Genomic DNA, 13,745 nt, shown 5'->3' with positions numbered 1-13,745 from the left:
TCCTTGCCTGCGCGCAGGGCAGCAAGGGCTTCATTGACGTCGAAGTTGATTTCTTTGGACATAAGTCATCTCCTGATTTTTCAGTGTAAGGAAATGACACAGATTTATGAACACTACCACTGGGGTATTTTTTTACGCTGAACTTGCCACAAATTTCGTATCACTGGTCATTCTTCGGTAGCAGGGTAGTCACGCTTTCGTAGTATGGGTGGTCACCAGTAAGTATTCTGGTGGGCAGATGGGCGTAGTGTGCAAGTGCAGGGGCTATAGAAATGACCAGCCCTGCCTGTATGGCTGACTAACCTCTCATCACAGTTAACTCTTCTCAATGCCTCGTCGGCAAACCCGGCGAGGCATTTTTTATACCTTCAATTCAGGTTTATACCTTCGTCACAAAGATCTTTGTGGGTGGCCTCGGTGAGGCTGGCAATCACGCCAGCCGACTGGTCATTCCCAGCACGGTGGTCAGAGGATTCCGGTTCAGGTGGTCAGTTGACTCCATCCATACAGGCAATTGGGGCCAGCCCCTGCAGCTGCAGGAACCGGGTAAATTGATGCAGGTCGCTGATTTGATTTGCCCACCTCAACCGGAAACCTCTGACCACCGTGCTGGAGAGACTGATAATGACAGAACCTAAACTGATAAAAATCCTCGAACAGAAATCACCGGAAGAGTTTCAGCAGATGCTCGATGGAATCATGCTAAAAGCCTATGGGCCGCTAATGACGGAGGCTGAAGTTGTAGATTTGTTGGGTTATGAGACAAGAGGTTGTCTTCATTACGACCGCAAATGGAAAGGAGTCGATATCGACTTTTTTAATCTTGAGCACAGAAAAGGCAAGTTCGCATTTTATTACGACGTTGCGGCTTGGTTGGCGAGCTATTGGGTTAATACCCTGGGCGGCGGGACTGACGACGAATAACATCTTGGTGAGTCAAGAGTCATCAATTTCAAGTACCGGATCATCCTTTCTGGCAGTGATGGGGAAATCTGTGTATTGCGCAGTATCTTCTATCTCTTCAAAACATCCATCCTGATCTCGAAAACGGGCTTCTCGTTCCGGTATATGGTATTCAGCGAGAACCTGCTGCTTTATCACACTGACATTTGGCTGGACAATGAAATAGCTGCAATGAGACCTCAAATGAACCATTTCAAGTAAATTCAGTAAAGTTGGCCACCTTTTCCGAAAAGGACGCAATCTCGCTATGGCTGGGAATGCCCGATAACAATTGGCCATGTGTTCGGAGTGAGCTTCGACATCTTTGTTGTTTTCTGCCTCTCGCACCATACATAGCAAGGACATAAAACCAAAAATATCTCCACGCTCAAACAGGGCTTCTGAATGTCCTCTGAGTAAGACACAAGGCTTGAGAGGCCACCGCCCATTCCATCGACCGTCGTTGGGGTAGTACCAATATGGCAGATCAGGTAACCGGTACGAGTACGATCCATCGAACAGTCGTTGCATGACATCCGCTGGAATGTCTTCAAGGTGGTCATTCGGGAACAACCAGGCTCCGTTCTTTTCTTCTCGGATGCTGTAAGGCTTGATCAGCTCTCTGGTCTTTCGCTTTGATACGGACTTATCTGCAAGTAGCTCTTTAAGCGGGAACTGGAACAGTAATTTGCTGCTTTCCTTGATTTTATCGTCTTTGATACGACTTAGCGCTCTATTAACGATCAAATTTGAGGCACCACGATTGCCTGTTTTCCACTTCTTAATTGGGCTGTATGTTTCGTCTGGTACGTTCCTCAGATAATCTTTCTCGAATTCATCCAGTGATATACCCAATTGGTATGCTGTCTCTTCGGCCCACACCAGCCCCCAGTATGCATCCACCTCTGTTGCTCGTTTACGAGGTCCCCCGGTGAGGTGAATGTATTCCTCAATTACTGTTTTCATATATGTCAATGTCGCGTTATTGCAAAAAAAGCGGTATTAACTTGATTTTGAAATGTAGTGCATAACGCTGTTAGTTTCCATCAAGTCTTATTTTTCTTTTTCCCGGTGCTGATTTTTTGAGAAGACTATCGCCTCAATTTAAAGGAGCGCTTTTTTGGGAGACAAAATTAAAGGAGCAGTATGATGATTATCTCGGTATCAATGAGCTAACCAAACTCATCAAGTCTACCTCTGAGAATACTCTAAGAAGAGCAAAATCGAGAGGAACCTTGCCCGTCAAATTAATACGATTGCCTGAACGAAAAGGGTTGTATGCCTCAACCGTATCAGTAGCCAAATGGCTTGAGACGGTCGAATATGAACGACGAAATACCAACAACGAATCTGAGGAGGATTATCGTGAATAGCTGTTGATCTGAAAAATATCGATTTTATAAAAGAGGCCTGAATACAGAAAAACCCCCAGTTGGCTAGAACTGAGGGCTTTCTGTGTAGAGTTGTCGTAATTGATCTTCCACGACAATTCTCATTATTCATATCGCTACACCCTGAGTCAAGTGTGTGTCTGTCACAGACTGGTCTGGCTTTAGTGTGGGTATTGCCTCGCAAACTTAACTCGCTGCCCGGTTACTGGTTTGCCAGAAGCCGGGAAGCACTTGCGAACAGGTACAAACTATGAATAACAACATAATGCGAGAGGTGGTGTTCCGGCTGTTGACCACCAACTTCTCGAACCGCTGCATAGCCAACCAAACAGGTTGTGCGCCAAATACAGTACGGCGCTATCGCCAGCTTCTGGAGAAAACAGAATTAGATGTTTCGTCTCTTCAGGAGATGGGGGATAAAGAGCTTGCTGGCCTATTGCGTGTCACCAGGCAGGTGGCTAGCGATAAGCGAACACCGGACTGGCAATACATCTACGATCTTATGCAGAAAGGGCACCAGACCTTACGGCGTATTTATGAGGAAGAGTATGTGCTGGGTGATCGTGAAACAGCCTACTCGTACTCGCAATTTACTCATTACTATAGAAAATTTCTGTCCAGAATCAACGTCACTATGCGGCAAGAGTATCGTCCTGGCTCGGTCGTCTTTGTCGATTTTGCTGGCGACAGAATGGCTTGGACAGACCCCGATACCGGTGAAGAGCACAAGGTTGAAATTTTTATCGCCGTCCTGGGATGCTCCCGTTTAATTTTTGCGATGGCAGTGGCAAGCCAGAAATTGCAGGACTGGGTTTTGGCGCACAACAAAATGGTTGAGTACTTTGGTGGTGTTCCTGAAGTGGTCGTACCGGATAACCTAAAAAGCGCAGTGACCCGTCCTGGTCGAGAGCCAGTGCTAAATCCGACTTATCAGGAATGGTCCCATCATAACGCCTGTACCATCATACCCGCGCGCGTCAGACGCCCGAAAGATAAAGCGCCCGCCGAAGCCGGTGTACGTTTGGCGTATCGTTGGATATTGGCTTCTTTGCATTCCCGTCAATTTTTCAGTCTTGATGAACTCAATACAGCCATCTCGGAAAAACTCGAAGCGCTAAACAATCGCCCATTTCGCAATTTGCCGGGTACTCGTGCCAGCCGATTTGATGAGTGGGAAAAATCTGCCTTAAGGCCTTTACCTGAAAAAACGATGCCCTGTTTCACTTGGGTAAATCCACAGAAGGTTGGTATCGACTACCACATAATGGTGGAACAACACGCTTATTCCGTTCCCTATAGGTATGTGGGTGAACGGGTTGGGGCTCGCGTGTTCCACAATCAAGTGGAGCTTATCTTTGACCACAAACGTGTGGCCCTTCACCCTCGTAGTCGAGATCGTGGGGGTCACACCACCAATCCAGATCATCGCACGGTTGCTCATCAAAAACAGGCTGAACAGACTAAGGCTAATTTTTTGCGCTGGGCAGAAGGCATTGGCGAAGCTTGCGTGGCAGTCGTACAAGCTCAGTTCGACAATCGCCCTGACTATTCACTAGCCGGTCAAAATGCCTGTAGCAACCTCCATAAACTGGCCAGCAGCTATGGCAACGACCGCATGGAATCTGCTTGCAAGAGAGCACAGCTTATAGGCTCACTGACGGTAAAAAGCGTTCGCTCCATATTGCAGCATCGCTTGGATCAAACACTGCCTGAAGACCTGCCAACCCAGGTTCCACTGCCGCTACACCACAATGTGCGCGGCCCTGATTACTACCGACAAGGAGGCCAGCAAAATGCTCTATAACCAAACCTTAGAGGCCTTCCGGCAACTGAACCTACACGGCTTTGTTGATGCCTATACCGCTTACCTGAAAGAGCCTAGTCAGCTGAGAGGTGGTACTGATGAGGTGCTGGCCAAATGTGCGGAGGCTGAAATCAATGACCGGGCTCAGCGCCGCCAGAGTCGGCTTCTAAAAGCGGCCACGCTCAAGTTCAGTAGTGCGTGTTTGGAAGACGTTGATTACGTGAGTACTCGCGGCATTGACAGGCAGTTTATGGCGGGCTTGGCGAATTGCAGCTGGGTGGATAACGCTCAGCACTTTATCGTCAGCGGTGCGACAGGGTGTGGCAAGAGCTGGATCGCTTCAGCCTTTGGTGTGGAGGTGATTCGCAGAGGCTCTCCAGTCCTGTTTTATCGGTTTACCCGGCTGATGGAATTGCTTGAAATTGCACGGGCAGATGGCTCTTTACCCAAGCTGCGCCAAAAACTCACCAAGCCGAAGTTATTGATACTCGATGATTTTGGTCTTTCGACACTGACGGCCTATGGCCGACTTGAACTGCTGGAAATCATCGAGGCACGTTCTGGCACCGGTTCAATTCTGATTACTTCCCAACTCCCAATTGAACAATGGCACGAGTGGATCGGCGATCCGACTTTGGCTGACGCCATATTGGATCGTTTGCTTCACAGAGCCCACAGACTGGAATTGAAGGGCGGCTCACTGCGTCCTCATTACGCTAATTTGGAGAAACAGCAATGAACACTGACATGGTTTTTCACATTCATTCAGAACCCCATTCAGCAGTACTGAAGACTGGGCCAGAAGTTTATTTAATCAGCGTCATTGAGCAACAGGAACAGCTGAAACAGGTGGCTATTGCTCAGGCGCTCAACCATTACCAAGCGTCACTCTGGCGCTCCTCAGAAGCGCTCACCTATTTGGCCACCTGGGGCCTGGCCACTCCCGAGGTGATAGAGCAGTACCAATTAGGATATTCAGATCGCAGCTTTGGGTTAGAGCTTCCTTTGGATGAAACCGAGGAAGGTGCGGCAATGCGAGATGCCCTTCGACAGGCAGGCTTTTTCCTGCCATCTGGACATGAGCTTTTGCGCGGAGCGTTGGTGGTGCCCAACGTGGACGAAAACGGCACTGTAACTGGTGGTTACGGTGTGCGTCTGGATAAACGCTTAGGGCCTGGCGTTTCGAGAGAGATTTCTTGGTCGATGAACGCGCCTGGGTTGTGCAATAGAGTGGCCATGGTGTCTACATCTCATGTGGTGCTCTGTGCGAGCCCCTTGGAGGCTATAACCCTCCGTGAGCAAGGGATTGACAATGTTATTGCCACCCAAGGGGCCAGCGGGTTTTCTGTCGAGGATTTGGAGGCGCTGGAAGCCAGTGCTGTTACTCGTGTTTATTTGGCATTTCCCAATACACCACTGATGGAAAGAACTGCACAACTGATTGCTCAGGCAGTGACGGCGGTTGGGATTGAGTGTTGGCGGATTTACTTGCCAAAGGGTCAAGGTATTCGTCAATGGCGGCTGACTACGGACAATCATCGACAGGCGTTTGATCGCCTGTTGTTGCAGGCTCGGCCCTACCATTTGGCATCGCCTGTGACAAAGGAGGTCGGTTATGTTCACTAAACCTCGACGGCTGAGCCTGACTGACGGTATCGATGGCTACCTACGGGAGTGCATCGCTGCTGGCCAGTCGGATCGTACTCTTGAGGGGAAGCGCTGCATTTTGCAGCGCTTCCTGAAGTGGTTTGAAAATCAAGAGTGGCTCTGGGTTTCAGACCTGACACTGGAACGCCTGATCAAGTACGGCGAATACCTGCATCAGTTTCGCAAACCCAATGGTGACCCGCTGGATCGAGGCACTCGGCGCAACCACCTGACAGTGGTCAAGGGTTGTTGCCGCTACCTGCATGTACTTGGCCATGTGAAAGAGAACCCGGCGGAGTTTCTCTGCCTGCCAAAAACCCCTAAGCGGATACCAAAGCGTGCTCTCAAACAGGTAGAAGTGCCTCTGGTGTTGGAGCGAACGCGAGTGCATGGCATGAAAGGGGTGCGTGATTCGGTGCTGCTGAGTGTTTGCTACGCCACAGGGATCCGCCGTATGGAAATATCCGCACTCAACATTGGGGACGTTGATGTGCACGATAAAACCGTGCGTGTGAATCGAGGGAAGGGAGACAAGGATCGTATGGTGGCTGTCTCCGAGAGCGTGGCTCAGGCTGTTGCGTACTATCTCAAGGAAGTTCGCCCAAAGCTGGCCACAGCTCGCTCAGGCACGGCGCTCTTCCTGGATAACTGGGGGCGTCGGTATCGCGCCCACCAGCTGTCTGGATTGGCGTCAAAGTACTTGAAGCGATCAGGCGTCAGCGCCCAAGGAGCCTGCAACGTTTTCCGGCACAGTGCTGCTACTCATATGCTTGAGAATGGGGCTGATTTGCGCTTCATCCAGGCTCAGTTAGGGCATGCGGATATCTCGACCACTCAAGTCTACACTCGTGTCGCCATTGGTAAGTTGCAAGAAGTGTATGAGAAGAATCACCCAGCGGCCAGGATGTCACTGGACGAACTTCTGCCCAATAGGGTTGAGGGAGGTTCGCAATGATTGAGCCAAGCAAGGTGACCGGTGTTCTCAGGTATTGGACGTTGCACGATCTCAGCTGGTATTACACACCGGAGATGCTGGCCGAGCGCTTTCCAGGGGCGATACCGATGATGCTGACCGGCATGAGCGACTATGATGTACGAGGCAGTTGGCAGGAAGGCTGTGCCATGCGCAGCAGTTTGTTGAGGGGCTTTGACCTCCAGAATATGGCGGTATATACGCTGAATAGCGTATATCTGTTGTCTGGCCCTGGGCGAGTATCGACAGAGTGGCCTGAGCCTTACGATGAGGTAGTGGGCAAGACGATTCTGCTGATTAAAGGGATGATTTCTTGCGATGATTAGTTCTGTGCGCTTTGTTTTAATGACAAACTGAGTTGCTGGCTTGCGGAATAATCATGGCGCACAAACAAAAAACCCCAATCCGAAGACTGGGGTTTTTTGTAATCCTTGCGCTTTATATCGGCTAGCTAGCACCGCTCACAGGCGGGAGAAGACTCATCCGATTAGCTACGAGGTGATTATATGTTTCTTGGTATAGCCTCGTCAAGTACGAGTGCAAATGCTGTAGACTAGCGGGTCGATTAGAGAAGGTCTCTAGAAATTTTAAAAAACAAAAGAGAATCAACGAGTTATGCCAAGGAGTTATGACTACAGCGAGCCCAAAAGGCTCTTTAGTAAGGCAAGACTAACAAGCTATCAGGCTGGGATCGATCCCGAAGATGATGCTGCCCTTATGGGTGCTTACAGCTGGAACATGGCATTGGTCGGAGCATTCTACCCTATGCTACAGATCATTGAGGTGTCATTAAGAAACTGCATCAATGAAGCTGCCAAAGACAAGTATTCTACTAATGCTCAGAAGCATTGGTTTGAAATTATCCAATACAAATTGGATGAGACTGGAAACACGCCAGAAAACGTTAGTACGTTCAAAAATAACCTTCAAAAAGCTAAACGGTACGCGAAGAAGGCGCTAGAGTCGAAAGGTATTCAGGCCGAGCCTACACTCGATCAAATTGTAGCCAGTACCGATTTTTCAACCTGGGAATGCATTTTAGACAAACATTTTTACTCAGGTGCAGGGGGGGCCTTTCTTTGGCCAGGGGCATTGCCAAAAGCGTTTAAAAAAATGCCTATGTATGAAGGCAGCAATCCTCGGTTCCATCAGCGAGACCTGATTAGACGCCGAATTGAATCAGTACGATCCTTCCGGAATCGAATTTCTCATAACGAACCTGCTTGGCGGGTGGCTGAGGCCGCATCAAAAGAGAAGATCGTCGAAAGCCTTAAGGAGAAGCTGGCTGATTGTATCGAGCTTATGCTGTGGATATCGCCGCGTTTGGAGCGATATGTCAGAGACATTGGGGTTGTATCCAGAATAGAGCAGTTGCTAACGATTGATGAGCTCAACAAACATATGCATTTAATGGAGCCCTACGATATAGCGGCCATGGATGATTTGTATGAAATATTAGGAATAGCCAACGGAGAAAATGTGCGTTGCACAGTAGCTGCCAATGGCCAAAGAGGAGTGATACACCCCAATAATACAATGCTAGGGGTCTGACTCCTGATGGCTTATTAAGCAAGCTGGCGATGCATCTCTGGATGCTGATTAATAAAGAGGAGATAAAAGAATAATCAAGTGCAGGGATTAGTATTGAAGTCTTGTGTGTAGGAACTCGATGTAACTCATTGAAATAATTGATGGCAGTAAAAAGCTCTTCATTTGAGAGCTGCATCGTACTTTGTTTGCATCCACATGAACGGTCGCATTTACGATGCAACCGCAGCCCGATTCCTTCAGGCGGATCCCATCATCCAGGACCCACTCAACACCCAAAGCCTGAACCGGTATTCCTATATTTGGAACAACCCGTTGAATGGGACGGATCCGAGTGGGTACTACGCCTGTGCTAGTGGTTGGAGAACAGCTTCAAGCAGTCCGTCAAGCTGTGGAAGTTTTGATCTTCTGCAATCGCAGAAAGATGGTTATGGCGGTACGATCTGGGATAACCATTATGGAAATCAGACGTTGGCTAGCTTTAACCAGCGAGCTACGATCTCTGTACTTGGTGGAATAGACACCAGGAGTATCCTCTTTGCGGCCTATACTGCGGCTTCGGTGTCTGCACAGAAGGGGAACCAGCAGTGTTCGGGTGGGTCTGGAACTGGTTACTGTACGAACGCAACACCTGGAGTTGATCAGTCCAATCAAGATAACAAGCCGGGACTTCAAGCTGTATTTAACGCTGACCAGCTAAAAAACATTTCGGCTTTATTCAAAGATGGGGATTATCCTGGAGCGTACCAATATATTTACGACCAAATAAAAGGACTTGATAGTGTTACGGACGACACAAAGTATTGGTTTAAAAAGGCTGTTGAGATCAACTCGAATTCCGATACGGCAGCAAATACTTTTATCAGGACTTATACGGCATTTGGTCTCGATATGGATGGGAAAGATGTGTCTCCCGAAATACTTCAAAATATCTCTGATGCTATTGCGAAACGAGTTCTAACGGATGTCTTGGAAACAGGGGGTGTTCCCAATATTGATGCAATGGTTAGAAATGATATTGGAGTTGCCTTGGAAGAAGGTGGTCAAACCATAGGAGGATGGGCAGGATCCTTTTATTATTGGAACCTAAAATATGGTGACAATGGTGAGACTGTCGGTGAGCTTATACGAAATAATCCTAAAGAGCTGGATAAATTTAGGAGGAGCTTCAGACATGCAACTTTTGTTACGACACTGCAGCACCCTGGAGAGTCAATTGGAGGTTTTTTTGATGCGGTAGGTAATGATGACTCAAGAGAGGCCATGCGGTACTTATCAGATTAGCCTTGAGATAGAGGTGTTTTTTGAAATTTTGTACTTTAGGGAGTAAAGGAATGTTTTTCTGCCAGAGAAAGGCTGTTGGGGTTTTTATGGTCAGCGTAGCTCTATTACAGAATGCATGTGCTGGCACGGAGCAAGATGGTTTGAGGGCTATGGCAGGAGAAAGTGAAAAAGTTGTCAAGCTTGTAATGGGAAGGGATGAGTATGCGATCCCTGTTAGCTACCTAACTCCTGATGGTGATGATTATCCTGATGAAATTGTGGTGACAAAAGGGCGAATCAATATAGGGGTTTCCTTGCCATCTTATAGAGGCTATTCAAAAGGAGATTCATTGGTTGGGGAGTACAATCCAGCTATCGTCAAGTTTAGTTGGCAAGAGTCAGGCGTTGGAATTGAAAATGATGCTGATAAGCGTCTCAGCAATGCTTTGGAGTATGGGTTAGTGCAGCGTGATCCCAGTAAAGATGTACTGGGAATGGCTGCATATTCAAGCCTATATGATGAGGGGACCATAAATTATATATCTGAAGCGTCTCATGGGAGTAAAGTGAAAATTGAATGTTATACGGGTTCTGTGAACGAGCTTTGCAAAATGCATTACTTCCACAAACAAAAAAGCTTCGGTGTTACAGCTGTTTTTGATCACAGATACCTGAAGGAATGGAAGTCTATTGACGAGAAAATTAATGCCTTATTATCAAGCTGGGAAATGCGTAAAGAGATTTAATTGTTAATAGCAGAAAAGCCTTACTAACGCCCCGTCAGTGACCTGCCGGGGCGTTGTTCGTTTGGCAGTGCGGTCACTCCCTGATCCGCTTTATCTGCTCCCTGAGTTGTTGCTCGCTGTTGTGCACCTTTTTCTGATCGTAGTTTCTGCCAAATTATCGATCGTAGGATTGGCTAAAAAACAACCTGTTTTCCCAAATTGCTGTTGTGTGCAAAAACGCCCTTGCTAAATTACTATCGTGTTTTGTGCCGCGCTTTTGTCGTAAGCCTGTGGATGACTTTTTCCGCTTTTTGAGTAACAAAAAAGAGTAACAAAAAAGGGCTTTCGCCCTTTTCCGTTTTTTGCTGTAATGCTCGCGCAGCGAGCATTCAAAAAGGAATGATATCGTCCTCCCAATCCGTAAGCGTCGATCTGTCTTGCGGGCCGCAAGGCGGTGATTGACCGTGTTGCTGCTGGTAGTGCTCGACAATGTCAGGCCCATAGGCATTCCACAGGGTATCGCGCAGTTCATCCAGCAAGGACAGCACGCTGTGGGCTTCTTCCGGTGTGTAGTGGGTCTTCAGTTGCGTCAGTTTCATCAGGGTGTTTCCGTTAAGTGGTCGCTTGCTGTTTGATCAGTTCGTCGTGGGAACGCCAGTGAGGTTGCACCAGTACGTTGTTCACATGGGTGATGGTGACGATCTTCTGGGTTTCTCTGGCCGCCTCAATCAAGCTGCCCAGGCACAGGTTACGACACAGGCGCAAGTTGCCCTCGGCGGAGCGAATGATCAGCGCCATGGCCGCTTCGTCAAAGGTGTTGATGCCCATTTTGGCCGCCTCCAGCTCCCGCACGACATAGTTTTCCATATCGTCGTCATTGAGGGGCTTGATGCTGGCGGAGTAGGTAATACGGCTTTTGATGTCCCGGTTGGCCCCCAGCGACAGGTAGTGCAACAGCTCTGGCTGACCCAGTAACACCAGGTTGTGGTTTTTGGGAAAGCGCTCAAACAGCAGGCGCAGTTTGCGCAGTACGGCTATCTCCAGCAAATGGGCTTCGTCGATCAGGATATAGAGTGTCTTGCGTTCTCTGACCTGTTCAAACCCGGCCTGAATCAAATCGCCTTCGATGGCCTTTTCGGTGGTGTGCAGTTTGAAGGCATCTGCCAGTTGCCAGAGGATTTGGCGGTAAGTGTGCAAGGTTCGGGAACAGCACACCACCGTGTACTCCCGCTGTTTGTCGAGTGCTTCAATGGCTTCGCGCAGAACGGTTTTACCGACACCGGGCAACCCAATCACTACAGAGAATCCGCCTTGCTGGGCGTGGATTTTGATGATGTCAAAAATGGCTTTTTGCTGAGGCAGCAGTGGCAGCGAATCGCGCTTGAACGGTGTTTGCGTATCGTATGACCCATTGTGCTCGAGGCGTTCGCAATCAGTAGTGTCAATTACTCTTCAATATCTGCGGTTATTGAAGAGCCAGAATCACTTACCAAAATCCTCAAAACCAGTCTAAATTCCCCGTTTCGTAAGGATATGCTGAACGCATGCCTGCACGGAAAAATCCCAAGGTAAACCTGGCCCTCGTCACTCCAAAAAAATGGAGTGACGAGGGGCGCAAACCCTTGCAGCATCTAGCTTTAAATCAACTTTTTTGGTGTGACAGAAGAATTATGGGGGTAGATTTATCGAAAATTTGCATAATGAACTCTTCAACGTGTGACTACTGCACACTCAGTAGTAAACCGGCTCGAAGGAGTCATTTCGTGGACTCTTGTAACAGCAATGACGAAGCACTCATTTCAACAAAATAAGGAGGTGTACCAGGCTACACACTGTCTAAAACGTGAAAACCAATCAGAACTGTAGCCCTTCGGGTCCTTGGTTCTGTGGGTAAGAACCTATTTCAGGTTTGCCGGGAGTGGTGTCCCGAGGCGACAGCAATCAGCAATATCGATTGCTCTTCAATAACTGCGGTTATTGGACAGCCAGAAACACTGACCAAAATCCCTTACACCTTACTGTGACTGTCCAATATTGACCGTGTTTGGCGTGTTTGGCGTGTTTGAAAGCATTCAAACCAAAAATCACGGTCGAAAAAGTTCAATCACGGTCAAACAAATCTGACCGGATCGATTAGGCGCAAACCCGTTTAAACACTGACTTTGCCGCATTTCAAACACGCCAAACACGGTGGCTCTTTTTTTACCACAATTAATTACTTATGCACGCCAATGAAATACCACTGAATTTGGCCAATAGCTGAGTAAAGATCGCTTCCACAGTAACAACACGTGGAGACAGAATGCGTGAAAGACCTTAATCATCAACTGAAGATACTGTGCGCCCGGAACCGTGACGGCAGTCAATCGACTCAACACACTCGCGAAAAACTCCTGAAATCCATTGCAAACGAACTATCCGCCTTGGGTTTTCGTCGGATGAGTATCAAATCCTTAAAGCCAAAACACATCGAAGCCCTTGTTGCCCATTTTCAAGAGATGGAAATGAAATCGGGTACCATTAAAAATTACATGAGCGCATTACGCTGGTGGGCTGAAAAAGTCGGCAAACAGAATGTGATTGCCAGGGACAATGCCTTCTATGGCATAGAGTCTCGCGTATTTGTCACCAATGTGTCCAAGGCCCGTGACATTGATAAAGAACACCTGGCGCAAATCAGCGACCCTCATCTAAGGGTAAGTCTGGAATTGCAAAAAGCCTTTGGTCTGCGCCGTGAAGAATCCATAAAGTTCATTCCTTCTTACGCCGATCAAAGCACTCATATTCGATTGAAGGACACCTGGTGCAAAGGGGGTAGGGCGCGTGAAATCCCCATCCGCAACGATGAGCAAAAAGATGTGCTGGTCAAAGCCCATAAAATTGCCGGAAAGGGATCTTTGATTCCTGCCAATCTGATGTATGTCCAGCAAATGCGCCTCTACGAGCGAGAAACCCAAAAACTGGGCTTGTCCAAACTGCACGGCCTGAGACACCGATACGCCCAGATACGCTACGAAGAACTAACCGGAAAATTACCCCCAGCTTGTGGCGGCCCGAAAAGCAAACAGTTGACTGAAGGTGAAAAGGCGAAAGATACAGTGGCCCGACACGCCATCAGCCAGGAATTAGGCCATGAACGCCCACAAGTAACCGCTGTTTATTTAGGCAGGTAATAGATAAAAACGATCTAGCGCTCAAAGGGCTCCGCCCTGGCCGCTGGGCCTTCCCACCCTCGCCGGGAGCAGGGTTGCAGGTGAACTGCAACCCGTAACCAAGGGTGCCAAATCCGCTGTGTCAAGGACTACTCGCCGCAAGCGGCTTGCGTTCCTCCTGGAGTGCGACACGAAGTCGTGTATTTAGAGTTGTCACCACGGAATGGTTTAAGTCGGTGACCACCCATACTGCTGGATGAATCTACGGGCATGAATAAAGAGCTGCCCGGACAAGGCTCC

General features: G+C 48.4%; 13 protein-coding genes. 10 read left to right on the top strand and 3 right to left on the bottom strand.

The genetic code is table 11. From position 1 onward, the window contains the following. The first annotated feature begins 624 nt into the window (after positions 1-624). Complete coding sequence (locus ACVBEJ_RS14380) at positions 625-924, top strand: hypothetical protein (protein WP_447130330.1); 300 nt, start codon at positions 625-627, stop codon at positions 922-924. Between the two features lie 12 nt (positions 925-936). Here the strand turns inward: ACVBEJ_RS14380 and ACVBEJ_RS14375 are convergent, their stop codons facing one another. Further along, complete coding sequence (locus tag ACVBEJ_RS14375; protein WP_447130329.1) at positions 937-1,908, bottom strand: hypothetical protein; 972 nt, start codon at positions 1,906-1,908, stop codon at positions 937-939. A gap of 675 nt (positions 1,909-2,583) precedes the next feature. Here ACVBEJ_RS14375 and istA point away from each other — a divergent pair. From istA to ACVBEJ_RS14335, 8 genes are all read left to right on the top strand, one after another. Next, positions 2,584-4,137, top strand: coding sequence for an IS21 family transposase (gene istA, locus ACVBEJ_RS14370; RefSeq protein WP_447130328.1), 1,554 nt, complete (start codon positions 2,584-2,586; stop codon positions 4,135-4,137). Beyond that, positions 4,127-4,876: an IS21-like element helper ATPase IstB gene (gene istB / locus ACVBEJ_RS14365; protein WP_447130327.1), complete on the top strand. Its 750-nt coding sequence runs from the start codon at positions 4,127-4,129 to the stop codon at positions 4,874-4,876. The genes istA and istB overlap by 11 nt, the downstream gene beginning before the upstream one ends. Beyond that, positions 4,873-5,763, top strand: a complete 891-nt coding sequence (locus tag ACVBEJ_RS14360) for a hypothetical protein (RefSeq protein ID WP_447130326.1) — start codon at positions 4,873-4,875, stop codon at positions 5,761-5,763. Before istB ends, ACVBEJ_RS14360 begins: the two co-directional genes overlap by 4 nt. Continuing rightward, positions 5,753-6,739: a tyrosine-type recombinase/integrase gene (locus ACVBEJ_RS14355; protein WP_447130325.1), complete on the top strand. Its 987-nt coding sequence runs from the start codon at positions 5,753-5,755 to the stop codon at positions 6,737-6,739. Before ACVBEJ_RS14360 ends, ACVBEJ_RS14355 begins: the two co-directional genes overlap by 11 nt. Continuing rightward, a complete protein-coding gene (locus ACVBEJ_RS14350) occupies positions 6,736-7,083 on the top strand; it encodes a hypothetical protein (RefSeq protein WP_447130324.1) in 348 nt (115 codons plus the stop codon). Before ACVBEJ_RS14355 ends, ACVBEJ_RS14350 begins: the two co-directional genes overlap by 4 nt. 289 nt (positions 7,084-7,372) lie before the next feature. Then, positions 7,373-8,308: a hypothetical protein gene (locus ACVBEJ_RS14345; RefSeq protein ID WP_447130323.1), complete on the top strand. Its 936-nt coding sequence runs from the start codon at positions 7,373-7,375 to the stop codon at positions 8,306-8,308. Between the two features lie 195 nt (positions 8,309-8,503). Continuing rightward, on the top strand, positions 8,504-9,589 hold the full coding sequence (locus tag ACVBEJ_RS14340) for an RHS repeat-associated core domain-containing protein (RefSeq protein WP_447130322.1): 1,086 nt from the start codon (positions 8,504-8,506) through the stop codon (positions 9,587-9,589). A gap of 20 nt (positions 9,590-9,609) precedes the next feature. Beyond that, entirely contained in the window at positions 9,610-10,314 is a 705-nt protein-coding gene (locus ACVBEJ_RS14335; RefSeq protein WP_447130321.1) for a hypothetical protein, read from the top strand. Between the two features lie 368 nt (positions 10,315-10,682). Here the strand turns inward: ACVBEJ_RS14335 and ACVBEJ_RS14330 are convergent, their stop codons facing one another. Both ACVBEJ_RS14330 and ACVBEJ_RS14325 read right to left on the bottom strand, forming a co-directional pair. Continuing rightward, the gene (locus ACVBEJ_RS14330; RefSeq protein ID WP_447130320.1) at positions 10,683-10,892 is read right to left on the bottom strand and encodes a hypothetical protein; all 210 of its coding nucleotides are present in this window, start codon (positions 10,890-10,892) and stop codon (positions 10,683-10,685) included. Between the two features lie 13 nt (positions 10,893-10,905). Continuing rightward, complete coding sequence (locus tag ACVBEJ_RS14325; RefSeq protein WP_447130331.1) at positions 10,906-11,619, bottom strand: ExeA family protein; 714 nt, start codon at positions 11,617-11,619, stop codon at positions 10,906-10,908. A gap of 980 nt (positions 11,620-12,599) precedes the next feature. Between ACVBEJ_RS14325 and ACVBEJ_RS14320 the strand changes: the two genes are divergently transcribed. Beyond that, positions 12,600-13,466, top strand: a complete 867-nt coding sequence (locus ACVBEJ_RS14320) for a phage integrase N-terminal domain-containing protein (protein WP_447130319.1) — start codon at positions 12,600-12,602, stop codon at positions 13,464-13,466. Positions 13,467-13,745 lie beyond the last annotated feature (279 nt).

The organism is Porticoccus sp. GXU_MW_L64 (assembly GCF_052983295.1).
This window is presented reverse-complemented; position numbering and strand designations above follow the sequence as displayed.

Bases quoted from the DNA above. Each gene is read 5' to 3' on its own strand.
- ACVBEJ_RS14380 (WP_447130330.1), top strand. From the start codon at position 625: ATGACAGAACCTAAACTGATAAAAATCCTCGAACAGAAATCACCGGAA.
- ACVBEJ_RS14375 (WP_447130329.1), bottom strand. From the start codon at position 1,908: ATGAAAACAGTAATTGAGGAATACATTCACCTCACCGGGGGACCTCGT.
- istA (WP_447130328.1), top strand. From the start codon at position 2,584: ATGAATAACAACATAATGCGAGAGGTGGTGTTCCGGCTGTTGACCACC.
- istB (WP_447130327.1), top strand. From the start codon at position 4,127: ATGCTCTATAACCAAACCTTAGAGGCCTTCCGGCAACTGAACCTACAC.
- ACVBEJ_RS14360 (WP_447130326.1), top strand. From the start codon at position 4,873: ATGAACACTGACATGGTTTTTCACATTCATTCAGAACCCCATTCAGCA.
- ACVBEJ_RS14355 (WP_447130325.1), top strand. From the start codon at position 5,753: ATGTTCACTAAACCTCGACGGCTGAGCCTGACTGACGGTATCGATGGC.
- ACVBEJ_RS14350 (WP_447130324.1), top strand. From the start codon at position 6,736: ATGATTGAGCCAAGCAAGGTGACCGGTGTTCTCAGGTATTGGACGTTG.
- ACVBEJ_RS14345 (WP_447130323.1), top strand. From the start codon at position 7,373: ATGCCAAGGAGTTATGACTACAGCGAGCCCAAAAGGCTCTTTAGTAAG.
- ACVBEJ_RS14340 (WP_447130322.1), top strand. From the start codon at position 8,504: ATGAACGGTCGCATTTACGATGCAACCGCAGCCCGATTCCTTCAGGCG.
- ACVBEJ_RS14330 (WP_447130320.1), bottom strand. From the start codon at position 10,892: ATGAAACTGACGCAACTGAAGACCCACTACACACCGGAAGAAGCCCAC.